26 protein-coding genes and 4 tRNA genes are annotated in these 25,375 nt (G+C 63.8%); 24 read left to right on the top strand and 6 right to left on the bottom strand.

Going from position 1 to position 25,375, the window contains the following annotated elements; all coding sequences use genetic code 11:
- Window positions 1-63 precede the first annotated feature (63 nt).
- Window positions 64-921: a zinc metalloprotease HtpX gene (gene htpX / locus ACVWY6_RS02340; protein ID WP_023962289.1), complete on the top strand. Its 858-nt coding sequence runs from the start codon at window positions 64-66 to the stop codon at window positions 919-921.
- 96 nt (window positions 922-1,017) lie between these two features.
- Here the strand turns inward: htpX and ACVWY6_RS02345 are convergent, their stop codons facing one another.
- Window positions 1,018-1,509, bottom strand: a complete 492-nt coding sequence (locus tag ACVWY6_RS02345) for a YajQ family cyclic di-GMP-binding protein (protein ID WP_023962292.1) — start codon at window positions 1,507-1,509, stop codon at window positions 1,018-1,020.
- A 161-nt stretch (window positions 1,510-1,670) separates the two neighbouring features.
- On the opposite strand from ACVWY6_RS02345, the gene ACVWY6_RS02350 reads away from it, so the two are divergent.
- The 10 genes from ACVWY6_RS02350 (at window position 1,671) to rplA (ending at window position 6,791) form a co-directional block, all read left to right on the top strand.
- Window positions 1,671-1,751: transfer RNA gene (locus ACVWY6_RS02350), tRNA-Tyr, on the top strand.
- 174 nt (window positions 1,752-1,925) lie between these two features.
- Window positions 1,926-1,998, top strand: a tRNA-Thr gene (locus ACVWY6_RS02355).
- Window positions 1,999-2,069: 71 nt separating this feature from the next.
- A tRNA-Met gene (locus ACVWY6_RS02360) sits at window positions 2,070-2,143 on the top strand.
- A 134-nt stretch (window positions 2,144-2,277) separates the two neighbouring features.
- Window positions 2,278-2,445, top strand: a complete 168-nt coding sequence (rpmG, locus tag ACVWY6_RS02365) for a 50S ribosomal protein L33 (RefSeq protein ID WP_030165273.1) — start codon at window positions 2,278-2,280, stop codon at window positions 2,443-2,445.
- Window positions 2,446-2,623: 178 nt separating this feature from the next.
- Window positions 2,624-3,709 carry a fused (3R)-hydroxyacyl-ACP dehydratase subunits HadA/HadB gene (locus ACVWY6_RS02370; protein ID WP_030165270.1) on the top strand — a complete coding sequence of 362 codons (1,086 nt, stop codon included), beginning with the start codon at window positions 2,624-2,626 and terminating at the stop codon, window positions 3,707-3,709.
- 208 nt (window positions 3,710-3,917) lie between these two features.
- Window positions 3,918-3,990 (top strand) — tRNA-Trp (locus tag ACVWY6_RS02375).
- Window positions 3,991-4,099: 109 nt separating this feature from the next.
- Window positions 4,100-4,594 carry a preprotein translocase subunit SecE gene (secE, locus tag ACVWY6_RS02380; protein ID WP_030165268.1) on the top strand — a complete coding sequence of 165 codons (495 nt, stop codon included), beginning with the start codon at window positions 4,100-4,102 and terminating at the stop codon, window positions 4,592-4,594.
- A 42-nt stretch (window positions 4,595-4,636) separates the two neighbouring features.
- Window positions 4,637-5,470: a transcription termination/antitermination protein NusG gene (gene nusG, locus ACVWY6_RS02385; protein WP_457535972.1), complete on the top strand. Its 834-nt coding sequence runs from the start codon at window positions 4,637-4,639 to the stop codon at window positions 5,468-5,470.
- A gap of 84 nt (window positions 5,471-5,554) precedes the next feature.
- Window positions 5,555-5,992 carry a 50S ribosomal protein L11 gene (gene rplK, locus ACVWY6_RS02390; protein ID WP_023962301.1) on the top strand — a complete coding sequence of 146 codons (438 nt, stop codon included), beginning with the start codon at window positions 5,555-5,557 and terminating at the stop codon, window positions 5,990-5,992.
- A gap of 88 nt (window positions 5,993-6,080) precedes the next feature.
- Window positions 6,081-6,791, top strand: coding sequence for a 50S ribosomal protein L1 (gene rplA, locus ACVWY6_RS02395; protein WP_030165261.1), 711 nt, complete (start codon window positions 6,081-6,083; stop codon window positions 6,789-6,791).
- Window positions 6,792-6,880: 89 nt separating this feature from the next.
- On the opposite strand, the gene ACVWY6_RS02400 is transcribed toward rplA, so the two are convergent.
- From ACVWY6_RS02400 to ACVWY6_RS02415, 4 genes are all read right to left on the bottom strand, one after another.
- Complete coding sequence (locus ACVWY6_RS02400; protein ID WP_457535974.1) at window positions 6,881-7,879, bottom strand: LLM class flavin-dependent oxidoreductase; 999 nt, start codon at window positions 7,877-7,879, stop codon at window positions 6,881-6,883.
- Between the two features lie 131 nt (window positions 7,880-8,010).
- Window positions 8,011-8,625: a flavin reductase family protein gene (locus ACVWY6_RS02405; RefSeq protein WP_030165255.1), complete on the bottom strand. Its 615-nt coding sequence runs from the start codon at window positions 8,623-8,625 to the stop codon at window positions 8,011-8,013.
- Window positions 8,626-8,690: 65 nt separating this feature from the next.
- The gene (locus ACVWY6_RS02410; RefSeq protein ID WP_457535976.1) at window positions 8,691-9,245 is read right to left on the bottom strand and encodes a dihydrofolate reductase family protein; all 555 of its coding nucleotides are present in this window, start codon (window positions 9,243-9,245) and stop codon (window positions 8,691-8,693) included.
- 10 nt (window positions 9,246-9,255) lie between these two features.
- On the bottom strand, window positions 9,256-9,831 hold the full coding sequence (locus ACVWY6_RS02415) for a TetR/AcrR family transcriptional regulator (RefSeq protein WP_457535978.1): 576 nt from the start codon (window positions 9,829-9,831) through the stop codon (window positions 9,256-9,258).
- A 123-nt stretch (window positions 9,832-9,954) separates the two neighbouring features.
- On the opposite strand from ACVWY6_RS02415, the gene ACVWY6_RS02420 reads away from it, so the two are divergent.
- Window positions 9,955-10,776, top strand: a complete 822-nt coding sequence (locus tag ACVWY6_RS02420) for a DUF2786 domain-containing protein (protein WP_457535979.1) — start codon at window positions 9,955-9,957, stop codon at window positions 10,774-10,776.
- Between the two features lie 29 nt (window positions 10,777-10,805).
- Window positions 10,806-11,321, top strand: a complete 516-nt coding sequence (locus ACVWY6_RS02425) for a TIGR04338 family metallohydrolase (protein ID WP_457536852.1) — start codon at window positions 10,806-10,808, stop codon at window positions 11,319-11,321.
- A gap of 15 nt (window positions 11,322-11,336) precedes the next feature.
- On the opposite strand, the gene ACVWY6_RS02430 is transcribed toward ACVWY6_RS02425, so the two are convergent.
- Window positions 11,337-13,271 carry a CocE/NonD family hydrolase gene (locus ACVWY6_RS02430; RefSeq protein ID WP_370623756.1) on the bottom strand — a complete coding sequence of 645 codons (1,935 nt, stop codon included), beginning with the start codon at window positions 13,269-13,271 and terminating at the stop codon, window positions 11,337-11,339.
- Between the two features lie 537 nt (window positions 13,272-13,808).
- On the opposite strand from ACVWY6_RS02430, the gene rplJ reads away from it, so the two are divergent.
- The 11 genes from rplJ to ACVWY6_RS02485 all read left to right on the top strand — a co-directional run bounded on the left by rplJ (window position 13,809) and on the right by ACVWY6_RS02485 (window position 25,364).
- Window positions 13,809-14,348: a 50S ribosomal protein L10 gene (gene rplJ, locus ACVWY6_RS02435; RefSeq protein ID WP_023962317.1), complete on the top strand. Its 540-nt coding sequence runs from the start codon at window positions 13,809-13,811 to the stop codon at window positions 14,346-14,348.
- A gap of 66 nt (window positions 14,349-14,414) precedes the next feature.
- Window positions 14,415-14,798, top strand: a complete 384-nt coding sequence (gene rplL, locus ACVWY6_RS02440) for a 50S ribosomal protein L7/L12 (RefSeq protein WP_030165235.1) — start codon at window positions 14,415-14,417, stop codon at window positions 14,796-14,798.
- 403 nt (window positions 14,799-15,201) lie between these two features.
- Entirely contained in the window at window positions 15,202-16,350 is a 1,149-nt protein-coding gene (locus tag ACVWY6_RS02445; RefSeq protein WP_457535981.1) for an ABC transporter ATP-binding protein, read from the top strand.
- Entirely contained in the window at window positions 16,351-17,157 is an 807-nt protein-coding gene (locus ACVWY6_RS02450) for an MlaE family ABC transporter permease (RefSeq protein WP_023962323.1), read from the top strand.
- 13 nt (window positions 17,158-17,170) lie between these two features.
- On the top strand, window positions 17,171-18,028 hold the full coding sequence (locus ACVWY6_RS02455) for an MlaE family ABC transporter permease (protein WP_023962325.1): 858 nt from the start codon (window positions 17,171-17,173) through the stop codon (window positions 18,026-18,028).
- 4 nt (window positions 18,029-18,032) lie between these two features.
- A complete protein-coding gene (locus ACVWY6_RS02460) occupies window positions 18,033-19,397 on the top strand; it encodes an MCE family protein (RefSeq protein ID WP_400728855.1) in 1,365 nt (454 codons plus the stop codon).
- Entirely contained in the window at window positions 19,394-20,461 is a 1,068-nt protein-coding gene (locus tag ACVWY6_RS02465; RefSeq protein ID WP_023962329.1) for an MCE family protein, read from the top strand. Before ACVWY6_RS02460 ends, ACVWY6_RS02465 begins: the two co-directional genes overlap by 4 nt.
- Window positions 20,462-20,504: 43 nt before the next feature.
- A complete protein-coding gene (locus ACVWY6_RS02470) occupies window positions 20,505-21,539 on the top strand; it encodes an MCE family protein (protein ID WP_030165224.1) in 1,035 nt (344 codons plus the stop codon).
- Window positions 21,539-22,801 (top strand): MCE family protein, encoded by a 1,263-nt coding sequence (locus tag ACVWY6_RS02475; protein ID WP_457536854.1) that lies wholly within the window; start codon window positions 21,539-21,541, stop codon window positions 22,799-22,801. The genes ACVWY6_RS02470 and ACVWY6_RS02475 overlap by 1 nt, the downstream gene beginning before the upstream one ends.
- Window positions 22,801-24,126, top strand: a complete 1,326-nt coding sequence (locus ACVWY6_RS02480; RefSeq protein ID WP_023954263.1) for an MCE family protein — start codon at window positions 22,801-22,803, stop codon at window positions 24,124-24,126. Before ACVWY6_RS02475 ends, ACVWY6_RS02480 begins: the two co-directional genes overlap by 1 nt.
- Window positions 24,123-25,364 carry an MCE family protein gene (locus ACVWY6_RS02485; RefSeq protein ID WP_457535984.1) on the top strand — a complete coding sequence of 414 codons (1,242 nt, stop codon included), beginning with the start codon at window positions 24,123-24,125 and terminating at the stop codon, window positions 25,362-25,364. The genes ACVWY6_RS02480 and ACVWY6_RS02485 overlap by 4 nt, the downstream gene beginning before the upstream one ends.
- Window positions 25,365-25,375: the final 11 nt, after the last annotated feature.

A 25,375-nucleotide genomic window follows, 5' to 3' on the forward strand; every position in this document is an offset into this window, starting at 1 on the left:
GGTCGGGAACCGTGAGGTCGGGCCCGATCGTTGTGCTGCCGTGTGTACAGACGGGAGTGATGGATGAGTGGTCATGCCAACGGCCTGAAGACCGTCCTGCTGCTCGGTTTCATGTCGGCGATCATCGTCGGGATCGGGGCAGCGTTTCGCAGTCCCGCCATCCTGTTCGTCGCCGTGGTGGCTGCGGTCGGATTCAACGCCTACATCTACTTCAACAGCGCCAAGATGGCGCTCAAGGCCATGCATGCACAGCCCGTCACCGAGGTGCAGGCGCCGGCGCTGTACCGGATCGTCCGCGAGCTTGCGACAGTGGCGCGTCAGCCCATGCCCGCGTTGTACGTGAGCCCCACCGAGGCGCCGAACGCCTTTGCCACGGGACGTAATCCGAAGAACGCCGCAGTCTGCTGCACCGCAGGAATCCTGCAGATCCTCGACGAACGCGAGCTCCGGGCCGTCCTCGGCCACGAACTGTCACACGTCTACAACCGCGACATCCTCATCTCGTCGGTGGCCGGTGCGATGGCTGCGGTGATCAGCGGCATCGCCAACTTCGCGTTCTTCTTCGGCAGCAACCGCGAGGGTGGCGCCAACCCAATCATGTTGTTGCTCATCACATTCCTGGGCCCGATCGCAGCAACGGTGATCAAACTCGCGGTGTCGCGGTCACGCGAATACCAGGCCGATGCCTCGGGTGCAGAGCTCACCGGCGACCCACTGGCCCTTGCGTCCGCGCTGCGCAAGATCTCCGGCGGGGTGCAGGTCGCCCCGCTCCCGCCGAATCCCGACCTCGCCGCCCAGTCCCACCTGATGATCGCCAACCCGTTCCGGGCCGGCGAGCGGGTGGGCAAGCTGTTCTCCACGCACCCTCCGATGCAGGACCGCATCAGGCGTCTGGAAGAGATGGCCGGCCCACACCGCTGACGACGTCGAGAAGCCACCACAATCGTCCCGTTGGTGGGAACGCAAGGGGTATGTACCCTCCGCGCCCTGCAAGCGGGACGATGTCGGTGCGTGGGACTAGCGGTAATTCACGAACTGCAGGGCGATCTCGAAATCCTTGTTCTTCAGGAGCGTGATCACGGCCTGCAGGTCGTCGCGCTTCTTGCTGGAGACGCGCAGCTCCTCACCCTGAATCTGCGCCTTGACGCCCTTGGGTCCCTCGTCGCGGATCGCCTTGGTGATCTTCTTGGCCTTCTCCGAGTCGATGCCCTGCACCAGAGTCCCGGTGATCTTGTAGGTCTTGCCCGAAGCGACGACCTCGCCGGCGTCGAAAGCCTTCAAAGAGATGTCGCGCCGGATGAGCTTCTCCTTGAAGACCTCCAGGCCCGCCTGGGCGCGCTCCTCGGCGTCGGAGGTGATCACGATGTTCTCTTCACCCGACCACTCGATCTTGGTGTTGGTGCCCCGGAAGTCGTACCGCTGCGACAACTCTTTCGCCGCCTGATTGAGGGCGTTGTCGACTTCCTGCCGATCGAGCTTGCTGACCACGTCGAACGATGAATCTGCCATAACCGACAAGCCTAGTCGCCGCGCTCGGCAGTGATGGGCCCGATGGTCTCCGGGGCCGAAACAGGCGCCCATACGCAGGGCATTTGTGCTCAGGGGCCATGCCCGTTGTATTCTTTGCGGCGTTGCTTTCCGCCGGTCCAAAAGACTACGGAAAGTAGCCCGGCAGGTTGCCCGAGCGGCCAAAGGGAGCGGACTGTAAATCCGTCGCGCAAGCTACATAGGTTCGAATCCTATACCTGCCACAGCACCAGACAGTGACCTCGAGAACGGGGGGGCCTCGAGCTGGGTGAACCGGCCCGAGGTCGTTTGGTGCGGCGAGACAACTACAGAGGCGATTTGGCGTGTACCAGCGCCGCTGTGTAATCTCGTTAAGGCTCTTCGTGCGTTGCCAGATAGGCAGCACATGGAAAGCGAACGCCCCCTTAGCTCAGTCGGTAGAGCGTTTCCATGGTAAGGAAAAGGTCGACGGTTCGATTCCGTCAGGGGGCTCGCTGGACTCAGATCCTGGGCAGCGGCGCAGCTGATGCCAGACGCGCTGTCGGACCTGGAATCGGGGCCATGGCGGTGTAGCTCAGTTGGTTAGAGCGAACGACTCATAATCGTTAGGTCGCCGGTTCGAGTCCGGCCATCGCTACGAAGTGTCGTCTCCGACGACGCGCTACGAAGTGTCGTCTCCGACGACGCGCTACGAAGTGTCGTCTTGCGACGATGCGCCACAAGTACCGCCTCACGGTGGTACACCACACGATCCACCTGAAAGGCAATCCCGTGGCCTCCTCAACAGACGTGCGCCCCAAGATCACCTTGGCCTGCGAGGTTTGCAAACACCGCAACTACATCACCAAGAAGAACCGTCGCAACGATCCCGATCGCCTCGAGATCAAGAAGTTCTGCCCGAACTGCGGCAAGCACCAGAACCACAAGGAATCGCGCTAACTCCCACGCCGGGCGGCCGTTCTAGGCCGCCTGCGCAGCGGGGGCCACTGCGGCACCCCAACGAAGTCGGCTCTTCCCAGCCGACGATTTGTCCGGGAGTAGCCACGGCACCCGCGGCGCGGCCCACATCGACAAGCCGCCGGAGTCGACGAAAAGTCGAAAGTCAGAGGTCGGTTTAGTGACGAATGTGAGCGAAGCCCAAGCTGCCGAGCGCATCCAGGCGATCCGGGACGGCGTCAAGCTGACCCCCGAAGAAATCGCCGAACACACGCAGGCGCTGGTGGGGTACAAGTACACCGTCGACGACTACTACGAGGTCGGCCGCGAGAAGGTGCGCGAGCATGCCCGCGCCGTCCAGGACACCAACCCCGTCCACTGGAACGAGGCCAAGGCCCGTGAGATGGGCCACGACACCCTCGTCGCCGCGCCCACGTTCGTATCCGTCCTCGGGATCATCGCCCAGCGGCGCCTCTTCGAAGACGTCATCACCGGCTACGACCTCTGGCAGATCATGCAGAGCGATCAGCGGCTGGTGTTCCACCGGCCCATCAAGGTCGGCGACCACCTGATCTGCGACGTGTCCCTCGACTCGTTCCGACAGATGTCGGGCACCGACCTGATGGTCACCAAGAACGTCGTCTGGAATCAGCACAACGAGCCCGTGATGACCACGTGGACGAGCCTTGCCGCGAGGGCCGCCATCGAGGTCGACCCCGCGCTGGTCGACAAGATCGAACACGTGATGATGAGCGAGCCCCCCGGCATCGACCCGGGCAAGACCGTCAACGGCCCATTCGCCCGCTACACCGACCCGGACCCGGCTGTTGATCCAAAGCCTTATGCCGCAATCGATTTCGACACGCTGACGGTCGGACAAGAACTCCCCGCGCGGACATTCAAGCTGACCCGCGGAAACCTGATCAACTACGCGGGTGTGGCAGGCGATCCGAACCCGATCCACTACAGCGACGAGGTCGCCAAGGTGGCCGGCCTGCAGGACGTGGTGGCCCACGGCATGCAGACCATGGGTCTCGGAGCCAGTTTCATCGGCGAGTTCATCGGCGACCCGGCGGCCATCTACGAATACAACGTGCGGTTCACCAGCCCGGTATACGTACCGGCTGATGACTTCGCGGCCGTCGACTTCACCGGCAAGGTGAAGTCGCTTGATCCCGACACCCGCCGCGGCCAGATCTCGATCGTCGCGAAGCAGGGTGACCGCAAGATTTTCGGACGAGCACTCGTCAGCGTGCAGTTCAATTGATCGTCGGTACGGATGACCTGCGGTTTCCGCGGGTCATCACCGAGTTGGAGTTCAACCCGCCCGGTGACGTACACTTCAATAGTCTGAGTTCTACTCACACTTGCGCGCTGCCCTGAGGGTGGCGCGTTGGTTTTGTGTAGTGCAGACACCGGGTCGACGTGGCCTCGAGACCATCGCAAGGTGGTCACCGAGTAACTCGCCGTCCCAAAGGGGCGTAGCTCAACTGGCAGAGCAGCGGTCTCCAAAACCGCAGGTTGCAGGTTCAAGTCCTGTCGCCCCTGCCCTTGACGGTGTGCACGTCGGCACCTCAGGGCACCCGATGTCAGCTGTTCGGTGCCCAGGCACATCGCCTGCCGCCGAACATCCGACTTCAGCCACGAGAGGATCAAGTTGAGCAAGCGCGACCGTGCCGAACGCGCCAAGAGCGCGGCCGAGTCGAACGACGAGGTCGAGGTCGACACCTCAGTCGACGGCGAAGCCGGTTCGGTGGACGAGTCCGATGCTGAGAACGTCTCCGACGGGGACACTCAGACGGCGGCTCGCCCGACGGGTAAGCGTTCGCCGCGTGGCAAACGGACGAACCTGACGAAGAGCGACGACGACGATTCAGCGGGATCGGCCGTCGCCACCAAGGAAAAGACCAAAGACAAAAAGAAAGACGGCAAACGCAAGCGAGTCCGGCCCGAGGACAGCCACAATCCCTTCATCCGGTTGTGGATCTTCCTCAAGCAGGTTGTCAGCGAGCTAAAGAAGGTCATCTGGCCTACTCGCAAGCAGCTGATTCAGTACACGATCGTCGTGCTGATCTTCGTGATCATCATGGTCGCGTTCATCTCCGGGCTGGATCTGGGCTTTGCAAAGGCCGTTTTGTGGCTGTTCGGGTAATCACCCGCACGGCCGCTTCGAGGAAAGGGAGCGTGGGCTGCAGTGAGCACCCCCGAGAACGACGCTGAGATCAGCGAGACCGAAACCGACGTCACCGATCAGACGGTCGGTGATTCGGAGGCTGTTGACAGTGGCATCTCCGACCCCGAAGCGCCGGCTGATTCCGACGGCAGCGACCAGGACGTCTCCGGCGAGACCGACCAAGACGCCTCCGGCGAGAACGCGGCCCCCGAGGTCGTCGAACACGAGGAAGAAGAGGACCCGGTCGAGGCCCTCAAGAAGTCCCTCAAGCGCGCGGCAGGCGACTGGTACGTGATCCACTCCTACGCCGGTTACGAGAACAAGGTGAAGGCCAACCTCGAGACCCGCGTGCAGAACCTGGATGTGGGCGACTACATCTTCCAGGTCGAGGTACCCACCGAAGAAGTCACCGAGATCAAGAACGGCCAGCCCAAGAAGGTCAACCGCAAGGTGCTGCCGGGTTACATCCTCGTGCGCATGGACCTCAACGACGAATCGTGGGGCGCGGTGCGCAACACTCCCGGCGTCACGGGCTTCGTGGGATTGACCTCGCGTCCTTCGCCGTTGTCCATGGATGACGTGCTCAAGTTCCTGCTGCCCCGTGCCGAGCCGAAGAAGTCGTCGGCGAAGTCCGGCAGCGACGCCGGTTCCGACCTGGCAGCCGCCTCCGCACCGGTGGTCGAGGTCGACTTCGCGGTCGGCGAGTCGGTCACCGTCATGGACGGCCCGTTCGCGACGTTGCCCGCATCGATCAGCGAGGTCAACGCCGAGCAGCGCAAGGTGAAGGTGCTCGTCTCGATCTTCGGTCGCGAGACCCCGGTCGAACTCGCCTTCAACCAGGTCGAGAAGATCTAAGACTTTCGCGTCTCCAGCGGGCGCGAAACCGGGCTGACGGAGTGTTGTCAGCCCAAACGCAATCAATCAGAAACAGGGAAAAGGATGCCCCCCAAGAAGAAAAAGAAGCTGTCCGGGATCATCAAGCTTCAGATCCAGGCCGGCGCAGCCAACCCCGCACCCCCCGTGGGTCCGGCACTCGGCCAGCATGGCGTGAACATCATGGAGTTCTGCAAGGCGTACAACGCCGCGACAGAAAGCCAGCGCGGCAATGTCGTGCCCGTGGAGATCTACGTTTACGAAGATCGCTCCTTCGACTTCAAGTTGAAGACCCCGCCGGCCGCCAAACTGCTGCTGAAGGCCGCCGGTCTGCAGAAGGGTTCGGGAGAGCCGCACAAGACCAAGGTCGGCAAGGTCACGATGGACCAGGTCCGCGAGATCGCCAAGACCAAGCAGGAAGACCTCAACGCCAACGACGTTGAACAGGCCGCCAAGATCATCGCCGGAACCGCCCGCTCCATGGGCATCACGGTCGAGGCCTGAGTCTCTTCCTCGAACAGACATCACGTGGGAGGGCCGGCTCGGTCCGCACCACCAACCCGCATGAGTTGCGGAGAAAGACAGAGCAAACATGAGTAAAACCAGTAAGGCCTACAAAGCCGCTGCGGAAAAGGTCGACAAGTCCAAGCTCTACAGTCCGCTGGAGGCTGCCAAGCTTGCCAAGGAGACCGCTTCCACCAAGACCGACGCAACCGTCGAGGTCGCTGTCCGTCTCGGCGTCGATCCCCGTAAGGCAGACCAGATGGTGCGCGGCACCGTCAACCTGCCCCACGGCACCGGCAAGACCGCCCGCGTCATCGTGTTCGCCGCCGGCGACAAGGCCAACGAGGCCGTCGCCGCCGGAGCCGACGAAGTGGGCGCCGAGGATCTGATCGAGCGGATCCAGGGCGGCTGGCTCGACTTCGACGCCGCGATCGCCACCCCTGACCAGATGGCCAAGGTCGGCCGGATCGCGCGTGTCCTCGGACCGCGTGGCCTGATGCCGAACCCGAAGACGGGCACGGTCACCACCGACGTGACCAAGGCCGTCAACGAGATCAAGGGCGGAAAGATCAACTTCCGCGTCGACAAGGCAGCCAACCTGCACTTCGTCATCGGCAAGGCTTCCTTCGACCAGAAGAAGCTGGTCGAGAACTACGGAGCAGCCGTCGACGAGATCCTGCGTGTGAAGCCGTCAGCAGCAAAAGGCCGGTACCTGAAGAAGGTCACCGTTTCGACCACCACCGGACCGGGCATCCCGGTGGATCCTGCGGTGAACCGCAACTACCTCGAAGAGGACTGAAGTCTTCCTCTAGGCCAGGCACAAAAAACCGGGACTCCCTGATGGGGGTCCCGGTTTTTGTCTGTGGAGATTGGTTTCGGGAGTGGAGATCAGACCTTTGCGGTCTTCATCGCTTCGGCGGTGAGTTCGAGAGAACGGATACGTCCCGCACTGGTCACCGACTGGTGGGCCACGATGACCTCATCGGCCTGGGCCAACTCGGCGAAGTCCTCCAAGAAGCCGCGGACGTCCGCACCCGTGCCGACGCCGGTGTACTTCATCATGTGGGCGATACCGCGGCCCTCGCGGGTGGTGAGGAACGCATCGATCTCCTCATCGCTGTATTCGGGGGTCGACGGGCCGCGGGAGATGAACATCCGCACCCGGATCCGCCGCAACGCCTCGAAGTCCCGCGCCGCCTCGTCGGCATCCTCGGCCGCGACAACGTTCGCGCCCGCGATCACGTAGGGCTCCGACAGCTGAGCCGAGGGCTTGAACTCGCGGCGATAGAGCGTCACCGCCTGCTCCAGGGCATCGGGCGAGAAGTGCGACGCGAAGGCGTAGGGGAGCCCGAGCGCAGCGGCCAGTTGAGCGCCGAACAGTGACGAACCAAGGATGTAGAGCGGAACGTCGGTGCCCGCGCCGGGAACGGCTTGAACGCCGGGGATCCGGGACTGTCCGCGCAGGTAGGCCTGCAGTTCGAGGACATCCTGCGGGAAGCTCTCGGCCGAGCTGTGGTCTCGGCGCAGCGCGCGCATCGTTGCCTGGTCGCTACCGGGTGCGCGACCCAGACCCAGATCGATCCGGCCGGGGTGCAGCGTCTCCAGGGTTCCGAACTGCTCGGCGATCGTCAGCGGAGCATGGTTGGGGAGCATGATGCCGCCGGCACCCAGACGGATGGTCTCGGTGTGCGCGGCGATGTGAGCGATCAGCACACTGGTGGCCGATGACGCGATCGACTCCATGTTGTGGTGCTCGGCGTACCAGACTCGCTTGTAGTCGTTGCGTTCTGCGGCCTGGGCCAGCGCAACACTCGCCTCGAAGCTCGCGCGAGCGGACTCGCCGGGCGAAATCGGTGCAAGATCGAGAATCGACAGGGTCAAGGACATAGACGGGCCTTCTTCACTGCTGGAAAGTAGTCATCACGCGAAATAGTTGTACGTGTGCAACAACGCCTGAGCGCGCCACTACCTTCCCGAAACCGATCAAAACCCGTCCGGACTGCGCAGCGAGAGCAGCGTCAGGGTCGTTCGCGTTCGACCACCCGGCCCGGCAGACCCCATTCGGTCCGGCCCAGGCGACTGACCGGTGCGAGCCTCGTGAAGTCCGGATGGCCATCGGCGGCCGCGACAGCGGGATCGACCGTCACCGCGACCACCCGCCCCATCACCACCTGCGAGTTGCCGACCTCGATGATCTGGTGGAGTTCGCATTCGATGGCCACCGGGCTGTCGCGGACCCTCAGGCAGTCGACGACCGTGGCCGGTGCCGAGGCGACGCCCACAGCTGTGAACTCGTTGACGTCCTCGGCGAAACCGGCTGATGTGGCATTGACCTGGTCCATCATCGACTCCGTGGCGATGTTGACGACAAACTGACCGGTGGCCGCCGCGTTGTCCGCGCTGTGTTTGCCGCCGACCGCCGTGAATTGCACAACCATCGGATCGGTAGAGCTGACGGAGAAGAAGCTGAAGGGTGCGAGGTTGTCCACGCCTTCGGCGCTGCGCGAGGACACCCAGGCGATCGGCCGCGGGACGATCGCGGCGGTGATCAGCTTGTAGAAGTCACGCGTGGAGGTGTTGGAGTGGTCGAACAGCGTTCGACCGGCCAGGGTTTCGTCGAGATCTCGATTCACTCGTCCAGCATTCCACCAGCCGCACTACGGCGTCGTGCGGCTGGTGTCCTGCGCTCAGACGCGGCTCATCCGGCCGACACCCGGTAGACGCTCTGGGTCATCCCGTTGCCGAGAGTTGTGGTGCGCACGTGATCGAGCGGGATGTCGTGATCGATGGCACCGAACAACGGCAGACCGGATCCGATGATCACCGGTGCCGTGGTGATCGTGATCTCGGTGATCAGGCCGCGCTGGAGAAAGCTGGTGATCAGACGGCCGCCGTCGGCATAGACATGGCGCACACCCTCGTCGTGGGCAGCCTCGAAGAGTTCGTCGAGACCCCGGTGCACGGAGATCCGGTCGTCGGCTCCGGGCTCGAGGGTGGTACTGACCACGAACACGCGCATTCTCTCGTACGGCCACGTGTCGAAACTGCACCCGACCTCGTATGTGTTGCGGCCCATGACAATCGCATCCGTGGTCGCGATGAAGGCGTCGTAACCGGTCTCGCCGAGGTTCTCGTCGCGACTGAGCAGCCAATCGATACCGCCGTCTGTGCGGGCGATGTAACCGTCGACGCTGGTGGCGATGAACACCGCCCCGGTGACAGGGCTCGGTGCGGGGGAAGGGGATGTGGTCATTGTTGTCCTTTCATGTCCAGGTGGTGATGAGTCGGTCGAACTCGTCTCCGAGGGCATCGATGAGGGAGCCGTGCGGTTGCACGGTCCAGCCGAGGAACGTGCCCTCCAGAAGCGCGAACAATGTTCGGGCTGCGGCCGGCGGAAGCGGCGCGCCGGGTAGTTCACCGCTGTCGACCGCCCGGGCTATGACGGCTTGCAGTTGTCGGCGCTTCTTGTCCCAGCCGGCAGCGAGCAGTGCAGTCAGTTCCGGATCGCCGAGATCCATCGCCAGTGAGGACACGTGGTTTCCGGCCTGGTCGGGGTCGTCGCTGTCGGTGTAGGACTCGACCGACAACCGGCGAAGCGCCGCCAGGATCGGTTCGCCCGGGCGTCCGACGTCGTCGAGATCGATCGCGTCGACCCATCGCTGCGACGACGCGATGAGCAACCCACGTTTGGAACCGAAGCGCTTGACGAAGGTCGCCGCCGAGACGCCGGCCTCCCGGGCTGCCATCTCGAGGGTGAACCGGGCCGAGCCGGTCTGCGACAGGACGGCATCGGCTGCATCGAGCAGATGATCATCGGAGTTCACTCGAGGACGCGCCACGCAGTTAGTAAATCATCATTTCCTAATTCTGCCAACGAGTGGTCTGTCCACAGAAGCCGCGTTGTGCACATGACGTTGCCGCAGGCGGGGGAGCAGTCACACCGACGCCTTAGGGTTGTGAGCGTGCAAGACGACAAACTCCTGACCCGCATCTCCGGTTTGCTCAGGCAGGCAGAAGGCACCGACAACGAGCACGAGGCGCAAGCCTTCATGCAGGCGGCGCAACGGTTGGCCACCGCAGCGTCCATCGATCTGGCCGTGGCGCGGGCCCATGGAAAGCCTGGACAGCGCACGTCCCCGGTGCAACGCAACATCGCGATCGGAACGGCCGGCAAGCGAGGGCTGCGCACATATGTCCAGCTGTTTGTGGCCATCGCTCACGCCAACGACATCACCTGTGACGTAGCGAGCAACTCGACGTTTGTCTACGCCTACGGTTTCCCTGGCGACATCGACACCTGTGAGGCGTTGTACAGCTCGCTGGTGGTCCAGATGGTCGCAGCCAGCGACAGCTATCTGAAGTCGGGTGCGTACAAAGGCGAGACCTTTGCTCGTGTGGTCACCGAACGCCGCGGCTGGGTTCAGCGCAGGGTGGTCGAGGAGAAGCCGCTGTCACCGATCACGGCCCGGCTGAACTTCCAGTCGGCGTTCGCCGAACGGATCGGCAAGCGTTTGACGCAAGCCCGCAATGAGGCGCGTGCGGCTGCGGTCGCCGCCGACGGGGGCCGTTCCGACTCGGGAACGGCGCTGGTCCTGCGGAACAAAGAGGTAGAGGTCCGGGATTTCCACAAGGAGACGTCCACCGCACGGGGCACCTGGCGGTCCCAGAGCGCGTCGGCCGGCTACTCGGAGGGCGCGCGGCGGGCAGGGGACCGGGCCGGACGCCGGGCACGTATCGGCGAGGACAACCAATTGGGTGCTGCGCGTGGGGCCTTGGAGGCGTGAGTGGGCGTGCTGAACCGTGAGTGGGCGCGTTGACGCAGCGTGACAGCCAGCGTTCGGCCTTGTACTCCGCAGAAGCGCTGGTGCACAACGTTTTCGAGCGCGCCGCACGCGGTGGCTCCACTCTGGAGATCGCCGGCACCTCGGTGACACTGCCTCCGGAGGCCCGGTTCGGCTCGGTCGACTCGGTACGCGACTACGTGGACCGGGTGCTGTCGCTGGACAGCGTGATCGACAGGTTCCCGCGGGCAGCGGTTCCGGTCAGGGTTCGATCCCGCCGGGGGCAGCGCGAAGCCCACTACGAGTACCGGTCAGCCGATGGCGACGGCGTGATCGCTGTACCCGATGCAGCCGAGGGGCGCTGGGCGATGCGCGAGCTGGTGGTGCTCCACGAGATAGCCCACCACCTGAGTCCGGGGTCGGCGCAGGACAAGCACGGCCCACGATTCGCGGGCACCCTCATCGACCTGGTGGGGCTGGTGCTCGGACCTGAAGCCGCACTGATCTACCGGGTGACCCTCGGCGACAGCGGTATCGCGGTCGGTTGAGAGTCCGGTGACCGGCTACCAGCCTGGCTCGCCCACCGCCAGGAACGTGAGGTGGCTCTGGTGGAACGGGTCGAGAACGATTCTCTGCGAACGGAATCCGGACTTCACCAGATCGGGGACCACGGCAAGGAAACGGGGCATGCTCGCCGCGTAGACGTCTACCCGCAGCCGATGCCCGACGTCCAGTAGCGCATCTGTGGACACCAGGTCGATGTCGAGGTCGATGGGTACGTTCGGGATCACCTTCAGTTTGCGTTTGCGGCTGAGCGGGTGGTGGGCGACGAGCAGCGAGCCGTCCTCGGCGTAATCGCTGAGTTCTGGGTCCAGAGATCGGTTGGAGGCGGTCAGTGAGCCGTTGGTGAGCACGGTCGAGGTTCCGTCCGGCGCAACATCATTGAGGGTCACCGCCCACAGGGCGTCGCTACCGGCGCAGGTTGCGTGCAGGTGCAGATTGAGCGCGCCGGAGATCTGCACCTGTTCGGTGACCGGTGCCGTGGTGAACGAGAGGGCGCCCCGTTCCTGGAACCGGGCATCGGTGGTGAAGGCCTTGCCGAGAACCATGGTGGCGCCGGCGGTCACCTGGGTCATGTCCCGGGAGATGAAGCCGCGCACGCCCGGCTTCACCTTCAGTTCGGCGCGCGAGGTGTTCGCCTCCGCCCCCAGACTGCCGTCGTGGACACAGTGCCCAGCGGTGTCCGAGCCGTCGGGCGACAGGTACAGCCGCCGGACCCGCGCCTCGGGGCGGGGGAAGCTCTGACCCGAGGTCCACATACCGCCCTGTTGCTGCAGGGTCACCGGGCCGTATTCGTCCACGCCGTTGTCGAGGCCCTTGAGCCACTTGTCGAACCACGCGCGTTCGAGTACGTCGACGCGCGGCGGGCTGACCCGGCCGCCGAAGCCGAGCCCGGCATCGAGGTGGTAGCCGTCGGCCATGATCAGCTGCTTCTGCCCGGGCGGCAGATTGAGCTGGTTGTAGATGCGGGTTGCGCTGCGGCCGAAGAGATCGTGCCACCCACCGAAGACGAATGTCGGGGCGGTGATCTCGTCGATCTTGGGGTCGCGCTCGTCGAAATAGGGATCGTCGTAGATCCGTGGATCGCGCCCGGTGAGGAAACCCCAGGCCAGCGAGCCGATCTCGGTGGCGGGGGAGCCGACCCGGTCCTTCAGCCATCGGACGCCGTTGGTGCTGAGGGCATCACCCACCGCTGTGGACGGGTTGGGCAGCCACTTGAGCAGATTCACCGCGGAGAGCCAGATCGGGATGAACGCCGACGGCGCGCCGCCGGTGATGTAGATGTCGCGGACGATGTCCTCACATCCCTCGATGGCGAACACCGCCTTGAGGTGCGGTGAGCCGTTGCCGGCGGCCTGCAGAGAGTTGATCGCCGAGTACGACCAGCCGGCCATTCCGATGTTGCCGTTGCTCCAGCTCTGCGCAGCGGCCCAGTCGATGACCTCGATCGAGTCGCGTTGCTCGCGTTCACCCAGGATCTGCCAGCGTCCGTGCGAGGCACCGGTGCCGCGGACATCGACCACGAGCTGGGTGTATCCGCTCTGCACGAGCTTGCGGTTGATGCCGAAGACGTCGAGGGCGCCACCGGACAGTGGGGGGAGGGGAAGGCGATGGGTGGCCTGATCGATCGCGTCGAGCAGGGCGCGGTTGTACGGGTTGATGGTCACCACCGTCGGCAACGGGGTCTGCACGGGTTCGCCCGACATCTTCACCGGTCGTACGAGGGTGGCTCGCAATCGGACGCCGTCGGACATGGTCAGTTCCAGCGAACGGTCGATCGTCACCTTGGGAAACGCAGGACGGCCGTCGACCTGTTCGCGCCACCAACGGGCATTGGCGCCGCCGGTCGGGTCGCCGAACGGAAGAGTTGGTGCAGAGTGTGGAACCGCGCTCATCCGCGGCTCGGTGTTCTCGAACGGGTTGATCTGGTAGACCACGGCGTTCCCCTCTCTGCGTCGAGCGAGGCCACGCCTTCGGGACAACCCCGTCTGAACAGGGAGAATCCCGAAAACTGTGGCAACACTCCGTCGTGCTGCGGTACCGGGTGGGTCAGGAGGTATTCGTGACCGACCTCACACCGGATGGTTTGATGTCAATGTAGCCGAGCGGATGTTCGGTCGCGACTCTCGGGCCAGAACAGCCGCCGGTCCTTGACCCCGATGTGCCTGATTTGTGATCCGGTCAGTCGTGCCGGTACTGTTGCACCTTGGTGTTCGCAGGTCATCGGCCTGCGAGCGTCAGTTCAACCAGAGACCGTTGGTCACCGGTACGCATCGCGCGACCGGCCGAAGGCCCGACACACGTCGGCGGCCCACGCAGGGAGAACGAGGATTCGCTTTCGAAGCGGCGTCACAGTCGCTTTGCTCGTGTGCGCCCCGTGCCCTGTGCCGGGGCGTTTGTCGTTGGTGGGGCCCGCGGCCGATCGTACGAGTCGGACGAGGTGCCAACCGACACGTCATGAGAGGAGGCGAAGTATGGCAAATAGTGAAAAGGTCACCGCGGTTGCGGAGATCACCGAGCAGTTCAAGGAAGCCACTGCGGCAGTCGTCACGGAATACCGTGGCCTGACCGTCAAGCAGATCTCCGAGCTGCGTCGCTCACTGGGCGAAGGCGCTGTTTACTCCGTCGCCAAGAACACCCTGGTCAAGCGCGCTGCTGCTGATGCGGGCGTGGCCGGTCTGGACGAGCTGTTCACTGGCCCCACCGCAATTGCCTTCATCGAGGGCGAACCCGTGGTGGCTGCCAAGGCGATCAAGAATTTCGCCAAGGACAACAAGGCTCTCATCATCAAGGGCGGGTACATGGACGGCCGCGCGCTGTCCGTGGACGAGGTCAACCAGATCGCCGACCTTGAAACACGCGAGATTCTCCTTGCAAAGCTCGCCGGTGCCATGAAGGGCAACTTGGCAAAGGCCGCGGGTCTGTTCAGTCAGCCCGCTTCGCAGGTCGCACGTCTTGCGGCCGCACTGCAGGAAAAGCAAGCCGCGGGCGCACCCGCAGAAGCGGCCGAATAAACCCCCAAAACCCTCCTGTGGTCGCATCATCGCGCGCCCGCAGGAAAGACAGAAAGGATTGCCACCATGGCAAAGCTCTCCGCTGACGAGCTCATCGATCAGTTCAAAGAACTCACCCTGCTGGAACTCAGCGACTTCGTGAAGAAGTTCGAAGAGGTCTTCGAGGTCACCGCTGCTGCTCCGGTCGCCGTTGCCGCCGCCGGTGCACCCGCTGCCGCCGAAGCCGCTGTCGAGCAGGACGAGTTCGACGTCGTCCTCGAATCGGCCGGCGACAAGAAGATCCAGGTCATCAAGGTCGTCCGCGAGGTCGTCTCCGGACTGGGTCTGAAGGAAGCCAAGGATCTCGTCGAGTCGGCTCCCAAGGCCATCCTCGAGAAGATCGACAAGGACGCTGCCGAGGCTGCCAAGACCAAGCTCGAAGAAGCCGGCGCCAAGGTCTCGGTCAAGTAAGACAAGCACGTCAAATGCGATTGTTGATCCCTGCGTAGGGGTCGATCGCTCCACAACGATGGCCCGTAGCGACAGCTACGGGCCATCGTTGCGTCTCGGGTGGGGCGTGGCGCCACAGATCGGGTGCCGGCCGGCCCTGGCTACTGACGAGTAGAACCCGCTCCGACCTGGATTTGCGTCGCGCGGAAAAACTTTTTACGGTGAGCCAAGTTACTCGCGAGTAACTGTTCGTTTGATCTACCTGCGGCGATCGGGAAGAAGCCGTCGGGCAGGTGGGTCGGCGAGGGCGCGACGAAACTGAGAAAGATCGACAGCTCGTATATTCGTCACGCTGTGTGCGTTAGAGTGAGCCGAACCACAGGCTCCGCGCGGGGGCGGACTTCGTTTTGGAGGGACTAAATCAGTGGGCGTTGAGGTCAGTGTCGAGAATCTGACGAAGTCGTTCGGCTCGCAGAATATTTGGCGTGATGTGTCGCTGACCCTGCCCCAGGGTGAGGTCAGCGTGTTGCTCGGCCCGTCGGGTACCGGTAAGTCGGTGTTCCTGAAGTCGTTGATCGGTCTGCTCCATCCGGAGCAGGGCTCGGTCATCATCGACGGCACCGACATCACCAAATGCTCCAGCCGCGAGCTGTACGAGATCCGCAAGCTGTTCGGTGTCCTGTTCCAGGACGGCGCCCTCTTCGGTTCGATGAGCCTGTTCGACAACATCGCCTTCCCTCTTCGTGAGCACACCAAGAAGAAGGAAGACGAGATCCGCCAGATCGTCATGGACAAGATCGAGCTGGTGGGTCTGACGGGCGCGGAGAACAAGCTTCCCGGTGAGATCTCCGGTGGTATGCGCAAGCGCGCCGGCCTGGCCCGTGCCCTGGTCCTGGACCCGCAGATCATCCTGTGCGACGAGCCGGACTCCGGTCTGGACCCGGTCCGTACCGCGTATCTATCGCAGCTGTTGATCGACATCAACGCGCAGATCGACGCCACGATCCTGATCGTGACCCACAACATCCAGGTCGCCCGTACCGTCCCGGACAACATCGGCATGCTGTTCCGCAAGGAGCTGGTGATGTTCGGTCCGCGTGAGGTGCTGCTGACCTCGGACGAGCCGGTGGTGGATCAGTTCCTCAACGGTCGCCGTATCGGACCCATCGGTATGTCCGAGGAAAAGGACGACGCTCAGCAGCGCCGCGAGCAGGAGATGGTCGATGCCGGCCACTCCGACGGTGGCACCGCCGAAGACGTCCGCGGTATCGTCCCGCAGCTGCAGGCCACACCCGGACTGCCCGAGCGCAAGGCGGTCGGACGCCGGCAGGCCCGTGTCCGCGAGATCCTGCACACCCTGCCCGAGCCCGCCCAACGCGCGATCGAGGAGAGCTTCCTCGAAGAGGAGCGAGCTCAGGAGAACGGGCGCGAAGCTGCGCGTAAGACACAGAAGGTGAGCGCCGGTTCCGGCACCGCCTCCACATCCTCTTCCTACGACGACTCCAGTTACCAGGGTTCGGACGCTCAGACAGAGCAGTTCCCCGCATACCGCGCCGGTGACAAGGCTCTCTAGATGACCAGTGCCACTACACGTGGCGTCGACAGGGTGGCGAAAGCCGGCTCCGGGGCACTTTCTCAGACCGGCAACATCGTCCAGTTGTTCATCGACGTCGCACGCCAGACTTTCGTGCGCCCTTTTCAGTGGCGTGAGTTCATCCAGCAGGCCTGGTTCATCGCCAGCGTCACGATCCTGCCGACGGCGCTCGTCGCCATCCCGTTCGGCGCGATCGTCTCGCTGCAGACCGGGTCGCTGATCCGCCAGCTCGGTGCCGAATCCTTCACCGGTGCGGCCAGCGTCCTGGTGGTCATCCAGCAGGGTGCGCCGCTCGTGACCTCGCTGTTGGTCGCGGGCGCGGCAGGATCAGCGGTGGCTGCCGACCTCGGTGCCCGCACCATTCGCGAAGAGATCGACGCGATGGAAGTGCTCGGCATCAATCCAGTTCAGCGACTTGTGGTTCCGCGAGTGCTCGCCATGGTCCTCGTGGCCGTGCTGCTGTGCGGGCTGGTCTCGGTGGTCGGTATCGGCGGCGGTTACTTCTTCAACGTGATCATCCAAGACGGAACGCCAGGCGCGTATCTGGCGTCGTTCAGTGCACTGGCGCAGTTGCCCGACATCTACGTCGCCGAGGTGAAGGCTGCCGTCTTCGGTGTGATCGCCGGCGTGGTCGCTGCCTACAAGGGCCTGCACCCCAAGGGTGGTCCCAAAGGCGTTGGTGATGCGGTCAATCAGAGTGTCGTCATCACATTTTTGTTGTTGTTCTTCGCGAACTTGATCATCACCGCGGTCTACTTGCAGATCGTTCCCGCCAAGGGTTCATAGGAGGACTTCGGAAGTGACCATCGCCAAAGGTCGGGGAGACCTGGGATATCGGGCGGCCAAAGTCGCGCGTGTTCCTTTGCGCGTCCTCGACGGCGCGGGCGACCAGATGTCGTTCTATGGCCGCGCGATCGGCTGGTCGCCGCGCACCATTCGCCGTTACCCCAAAGAACTGCTCCGGCTTCTCGCCGAGGTGGCATTCGGGTCCGGTGGACTCGCGGTCATCGGCGGCACCATCGGCGTGATGGTGCTGATGTCGGGGTTCACCGGCGTCGTCGTCGGTCTGCAGGGCGCCAACGCGCTCGATCAGCTCGGGTCCCAGGCCCTTACCGGGTTCCTGGCGGCCTACGCCAACACCCGTGAGGTCGCCCCGCTCGTCGCCGGACTTGCTCTCTCCGCAACTGTCGGTTGTGGTTTCACCGCTCAGCTCGGCGCCATGCGCATCTCCGAGGAGATCGACGCACTCGAGACCATGGCCGTGCCGTCCATTCCGTTCCTTGTCACCACACGCGTGCTGGCCGGCTTCATCGCCGTCATCCCGCTGTACGTGCTGGGCCTGCTGTCGGCCTACTTCGCGTCCCGGCTGATAGCCACGCAGTTCACCGGGCAGTCGTCGGGCTCGTACGACCACTACTTCAATCTGTTCTTGCCACCTGCGGACGTCCTCTGGTCGTTCGGCAAGGTCATGATCTTCGCGTTCGTGATCATCCTGGTGCACTGCTACTACGGCTACTACGCCACCGGTGGTCCGGCCGGCGTCGGCGTGGCGGTGGGTCACGCGGTGCGTGCGGCTCTGGTGATCATCGCGGTGCTCGACTTCTTCCTGGGCCTCGCAATCTGGGGGACCACCACCTCCGTGCGAGTAGGGGGATAAACCGATGAAAGCTCTTCGCCGCCGGGCTCTGGGCCTGGTGTTCTTCATCGTTGTCATCTTGTTCCTGACGTTGACGATCATGCAGTACAACAAGTCGTTCACGAAGTTCGTCGACATCAAGTTGGCGACCAGTTCGGCCGGAAATGCGTTGCCGGCCAACGCCGACGTCAAGGCTCGTGGCCTGATCGTCGGGCAGGTACGCAGTGTCGAACCGGACATCAAGGACGGCTCGGTTGTGGTGACCCTCGGGCTGCAGCCGGACAAGGTCAAGATGCTGCCCACCGACACCACGGCCAGGATCTTGCCGAAGACCCTCTTCGGTGAACGCTATGTCGCGCTGCAGGTGCCCGACGGTCAAGAGGGATCGCCGAGCGATCACCTGACCAACGGTGACACCATCGACGAGGACGTGTCGGGTAACGCGGTGGAACTGCAACAGCTGTTCGACCAGTTGCTGCCGGTCCTCGACGCGATCCCGCCGGCCGACCTGAACATCACGCTGTCGGCGTTGTCGAAGGCGTTGTCGGGCAACGGCGAACGCCTGGGTACGAGCTTCGAGCAGCTCAACACGATCTTCAAGGACATCAACGCGAACATGCCTGAACTGCAGGGCACGTTGCGTGGCCTGGCCAGCTTCTCGGAGACCTATTCCGAGGCACTGCCCGATCTGGTGGACTCGCTGGACAATCTGCGCACGACCACCAACACGCTCTATGAGCGCCAGGGCGACCTCCGCACACTGATCGCCTCGGTGACCCAGGTTGCGGTGGACGGCACGAACTTCCTGACCACAAACCGGAAAGACCTCGTGGACTTGGCAATTCAGTCTGAGCCGCTGCTGACGGCGCTGGCGAGGTACTCGCCGACCTTCGGCTGCACGTTCAAGAACTTCGCGGGATTGGTCCCCGAGGCGAACATCATCACGGGTAAGGACACCGAGAATCCCGGTGTGCGCGTGAACCTCCAGTTCGTCAACCCGCGTGGTCGCTACCTTCCGAACCAGGACGAACCACGATTGTTCGACCAGCGCGGACCGATCTGCTACCCGCAGGCCCGCAACGGACGTCCGTTCCCGCAGTACCCCTACGGATCGGTCAATGACGGTTCGTACCAGCCCCCGTCGCGGAACGCCGGTCCTCGAGACCTGCCCGTCCTGCCCGAGCCGCAGTTCTCCGGTATCCCCTCGGGGACGATCGGTGAGGCCGAGCAGCAGCAGGACCCGCCGACCAACTACAGCGATCCGCGGAACAAACTCCAGGTGCGCGCCATCGTTGCGGCGTCATCCGGCAAGGACCCGGCCGAGATACCGGGATGGATCACGATGGTCGCGGCACCGACGATGCAGGGACAGCAGGTGAGCATTCGATGAAGAGTCTTGTCGGACCCCTCGTCAAGCTGATCGTCTTCTCCGTCATCACGGTTCTCGCCACCTCGGTCCTCGCCTTTGCGGTGGCCAACGGTGGTGGCGGTGGCGGCACCGATTTCAAGGCGATCTTCACCGACGCCACCCAGGTCGCCAAGGGCGACGACGTCCGCATCGCCGGCGTCCGGGTGGGACAGGTCAGCGGAGTGGAGATCGTCAACCGCGACGAGGCCCAGGTCAGCTTCTCCGTCGACCGTGGCCGGCTGCCTGCCGGTGTGCGGGTCGCAATCAAGCTCCGCAACCTCACCGGCCAGCGATACCTGTCCCTCGAGAAGGGGCCGGGCGACCCCGACGACACCATCGGCGGCGGCAGCACCATCGGTCTGCCGAACACCACCGAGGCCATCAACCTCACCGAGCTGTTCAACGGTTTCCGGCCGTTGTTCCAGCAGCTCACCGCCGACGACGTCAACAAGCTGTCGGCAGAGATCATCCAGGTGTTCCAGGGTGAGAGCGGCACGATCTCGGAGCTGGTCCGCGACACCGCCAGCCTCACCAACACGATCGCCGACCGCGACCAGGTGATCGGCACACTGATCGACAACCTGACCGTGGTGCTCAAGAACCTCAACGACCACGACGACCAGTTCACCGCGTTGCTGACGAACACCGAGAAGTTCGTCACCGGCCTTGCGGCACAGCGTGGTTCGGTCGGATCGGCGATCACCTCGCTGTCCAACCTGACGGCGGTGACGGCCTCGATCCTGCAGCCGACGCGCCCGTCCATCCAGGGCTCGATCGCTGCGCTCAACGATCTCGGGCAGACCGTTGTGCAGCGCCAGGACGAGATCAAGCAAACATTGACCAACCTGCCGGTGAAGCTCCAGAAGATCGGGCGGGCAGCCACATTCGGTTCGTGGTTCCAGTTCTACCTCTGTGGACTGGATGTCACCGCGGGGAACGGCACCAGCAGCTTGCTGACGCAGCCGCTGATCCCGCTACCCGACATCAACCACGTCCTGTACACCAGCGCAGCTACCCGCTGCTGGGCGAACGAGGATCCACCGTGAACGAGATGACCCACCATGCAAGGCGAGAAGGGGAGGTGAGCAAGTGAGCGACCGTTCCAGTTCCGGACGTAGTCCGGTCACCGTGGGTTTCATCGGCATCCTCGTGCTGCTGATGCTGTCGACCTCTGCGTTCTTCCTCAACTCGCTGCCGATGATCGGTGCCGGTGTCATCTACTCCGCCGACTTCTCCGAAGCAGCCGGTCTCAAACCGGACGCCGAGGTGCGAGTGGCCGGGGTCAAGGTCGGCAACGTGCGCGCCGTCGAACTCGACGGCGAGAAGGTCCGCGTCGACATGCAGGTCAGCAAGGCCTGGATCGGCAACCAGACCACGGCGTCGATCCAGATCAAGACAGTCCTGGGCCAGAAGTACATTGCGCTCGATCCGCAGGGCAGTGAACTCGCCGATCCCAAGGACGTCATCCCGCTGAGTCGTACCACCTCGCCGTATGACGTGATCGAGGCGTTCTCCGACGCCGCCGATCAGATCGAGGAAGTCGACACCAACCAACTGGCGACCAGCATGCGCACGTTGTCGGATGCCTTCTCGGGCACACCGGCCGACCTGCGTGCCTCGCTCGACGGGCTCACCCGGCTGTCGGAGACCATCGCGAGCCGCGACCAGAAGGTCCAGGAACTGTTGGAGGCGACCAAGGACACCTCCAAGATCCTCGCCGACCGCAACCAGGAGTTCGAGCGGTTGATCAACGGTGCGGGCCAGTTGCTCGAGGAACTGAACAATCGTCAGCAGTCGATCTCACGGCTGCTCTCGAGCACGATCACGCTCTCCGATGCCCTCAGCGGAATCGTCAAGGACAACCAGGAGCAGATCGGCCCGACGCTGGAAACTCTGCGTCAGGTGATCGAGATCCTCAACGACCAGAACGAGAACCTGCGTCAGTCGCTCACGTACATGGCGCCGTTCTACCGGCTCTACGCCAACGTGCTCGGTAGTGGTCGCTGGTTCGACTCGGTGGTCACCAACATCCTGCCGCCGGCTCTGCCGCAGCAGAACACGACAAGGCTCCCGGTGCAGCAGAAGCAGCTCAACAATGGCGGCGGAACGGTGGCCGGACAATGATGACCTCGGCGAGCAACACCCAGGACACTCGCGGTCCCGGCCGCTGGTTCACCCCGAAGCACATCGTCTTCATCGTCATCGCGCTGATCCTGGCGCTGTTGGTGGCGGGGTCGTTGTGGTGGGTGTTCAAGCGTGTCAACAGCACTCAGGTCACCGCGTACTTCAAGAGCAGCGTCGGTATCTACGACGGCAGTGACGTGCGTGTGCTCGGCGTTGCGGTGGGAACGGTGGAGAACGTCAAGCCCGAAGGCGATCAGGTGCGCGTCAAGATGCGCGTCGACGGCAACGTTGATCTTCCGAAAGACGTTGGTGCCGTGCAGATCACGCCGTCCGTGGTGGCCGACCGCTACGTGCAGTTGACGCCCGTCTACACCGGTGGCCCGAAGGCGCCGAAGGACATCAACCTGCCGGTCTCCAAGACAATGGTGCCCGTCGAGGTCGATGAGCTGTACTCATCGGTGCAGAAGCTCTCGACCGCGCTCGGTCCCGACGGCGCGAACAAGAACGGCGCGGTGTCCGAACTGGTCACCACCGGTGCGCAGAACCTCGCGGGCAACGGCGAGGCCCTGCAGTCGACGATCACGCAGCTCTCCAAGGCCGCCAACACCCTCAACGAGTCGCGGGGCAACATCGTCGACACGGTCAAGAACCTCGACAGCTTCATCGGGATGCTCGCGGCCAACGACCAGCAGGTGCGACAGTTCAACACCCAGATGGCCGACTTCAACAACTTCCTCGCCGGCGAGCGCGAACAGCTCGGAACCGCACTCGACAAGCTGTCGGTGGCGCTCGGTGACGTGGCCGGATTCGTCGAGGACAACCGCGAGGCACTGGGCGACCGGGTCTCGGAGTTGATCCCGACCACACAGATGCTCGTGGACACCAAGAGCTACCAGAAAGAGATCCTGACGGCGCTGCCGCTGGCACTGTCCAACCTGGTCAACGCTTACAACGCCGAATCGGGAACTCTCGATCTGCACCTGACCATCCCCGAGCTGCAAGACCTGCTCGGCGCTCAGTGTGGGCTGCTCGATCTGGGCAAGCTCAAGCCAGGTGACCCGGCGTTCGAACAGTTCAGCAAGACGCTCCAACCGCTGATCGATCAATGTACAAATGTTGCCGACCAGATCACCGCAGGAATCAAGACGCCGACGCTCAACCTGCCGTTCGGCATCCTGAGCAACGACAACCTGCAGAATCGCGGACCCGTGCCGGGCACGGTTCCGGGCAACCCGGATCCGGCACTGGAGGGTGGGAACTGATGAGGTCACCCCTTCGTAAGAACGCTGTCGGTCGTCAGCGACTGGTGCAGGTGGGTGCCGCGGCACTGGCCGGTGCCGCGCTGATCGCGGTGAGTGGCTGTGGCACGCAAGGGCTGCAGTCGGTCCCGCTGCCCGGTGGCGCCAACCTCGGCGAGTCGCCGCGTACGTACAAGTTGCAGTTCCTCGATGTGCTCGACCTGGTCCCGCAGTCGACGGTCAAGTTCAACGGCATCGAGGTCGGTCGCGTGGATTCGATCCAGGTCTCGCCTGATCAGTGGACTGCGGAGGTGAAGATCGAGGTGCAGAACAACGTCGATCTGTCCGACGCGTCCACCGCGGAGATCCAGCAGACGAACCTGCTGGGTGAGAAGTACGTGGCACTGGAAGATCCGCAGGAGAACGCGGGCCTGCCCCGGCAGAACCCGGCCGAAACCATCGGTTGCCCCGCGGTGGGTGCACCGGATTGCCGGACGCGCACGGCGACGGACATCGAGCAGGTTCTCGGTGCGTTGTCCTTGCTGCTCAACGGTGGTGGTATCTCGCAGATCAAGCCGATCGTCGACGAATTGAACACCGCACTCGACGGCCGCGAAACCCAGGTGAAGAGTCTTCTCAACGAGACCGCCACCCTGATCAGCGGACTCGAAGAGCAGAAGAACAACATCGTGACCGCGCTCGACGGCCTGGACAAACTGTCGAATCGGGCTCGGGCACAGACCGATCAGATCAACCGGGTCCTCGATGAACTGCCCAAGGGCATAGCGGTACTCGAAGAGCAGCGGCCTCAGCTGGTGGCGATGCTCGAACAGGTCGACCGCCTGGGTGTTGTCGGGGTGCAGGTGCTCGGCACCGCTCGCGAGGAGATCATCACCGACCTCAAGGCGCTGCGGCCGACGCTGCAGGCACTGGCCGGTGCGGCTCCGGACCTGATCACCGCGTCACCGCTGCTGTTCACCTACCCGTTCCCGGACGCACTGCTCCCGGGTGTGAAGGGTGACTCGACCAACCTGTTCGCCAACCTGGACCTGCGGCTGCTCAACCAGCTCGAGGCTCTCGGGGTGGGACAGGGTGAGCCGGTGTACAGCCCGCCACGGACCGGACCGCAGCCGATCATCGATCCTGCGAACCCGTACTACAACGGCAACGGCCCGCGGCTCGGCTGGCCGACCATCACGTTGCTCCCGCTGCCGAACGCCCGGCCGGGGCCGAACACGCCGCCGTCGGGTGGGCAGTATGCGCTGATGCCGGAAGAACGCGGGCAGCAGAGCTTCCTGCAGGGCCCGATGAACATGCTGGCCAACGCTAATGTCGGAGCTGGATCATGATGACCAAGATCGTCCGATGGCAGCTGATCATCTTCGTGGTGATCGGTGTGGTTGCCATCGTCTACGTGGGTGCCACCTACGCCAAGCTCGACCGGTTGGTCGGCGTCGGGTCGTACTCCGTGAAGGCCGAATTCCCGGACTCCGGGGGCATTTTCACCAATGCCGAGGTGACGTACCAGGGTGTTCCCGTCGGCCGGGTCGGCGCGCTGACGTTGCAGCCCGAGGGCGTCCAGGTCGAGTTGGTCCTCGACTCCGATGGCGCGGACATCCCGGATTCGGCTGTGGCCGTCGTCGCCAACCGATCGGCGATCGGCGAGCAGTACGTGGACCTGCGCCCGAAGAACAACGACGGTCCGTACCTCAAGAACGGCTCGGTCATCACCGACACCAAGACGCCGCCGCCGCTGCAGGACGTGCTGAAGTCGGCTGTCGACTTCACCGGGTCCATCCCGGTGGACGATCTACGCACGGTTGTCACAGAGTTGGGCAAGGCCTTCAACGGCAATGCGGAGAATCTGCGGTCGCTCGTGGATTCGCTGACCAACCTGTCCCAGGCAGGTCTCGACAACCTGCCCCAGACGATCTCGCTCATCCAGAACAGCGACACCGTTCTGAGCACCCAAGCCGAGCAGTCCGATGAGATCCTCAGCTGGTCACGCAATCTGGAACTGGTGACGCAGACCCTGCAGGCATCCGATCCGGCCATCCGGCGGTTGCTGACCACCGGAACCACCAGCGCCACACAGATTTCCAGGCTGCTGCAGGACAGTGGCGGCGACATCACCACCGTTGTCCGCAACCTCGCCGAAGACGTCCGGACAATCTCACCGACCTTCTTCGCGGCGGGCCCGGCGCTGGCGCTTCTGTCGGCGCTCTCCAGCGGCAGCTACAGCCCGGCGCCCGGCGACGGCACGATCCACTTCGGCATCGTCCTGGAGGTCAACAACCCACCTGCGTGCACGCTCGGATACGAGAGCACTCAGGACATCATCGCCGCCGAAGAAGCCCGCAACCCGGACTTCGACATCAACTACGACGACTTCCCGTTCAACACCGAGGCGAAATGTACGGTCGCGCAAGGTAATCCGACCGACGTTCGTGGTGCTGCCCGGGCGGTGTTCGCCAATCCGAACATCCCGCAGCCGTGGGATGACAACCCCAAGAAGATGCCCGACACGTTGAATCTGAACCCGATCGCGGAACAGATCGCGGCCCTTCTGGGTGTGCGGGACAAGTGATGTCGAGAATG

Source organism: Williamsia sp. R60, assembly GCF_054063855.1.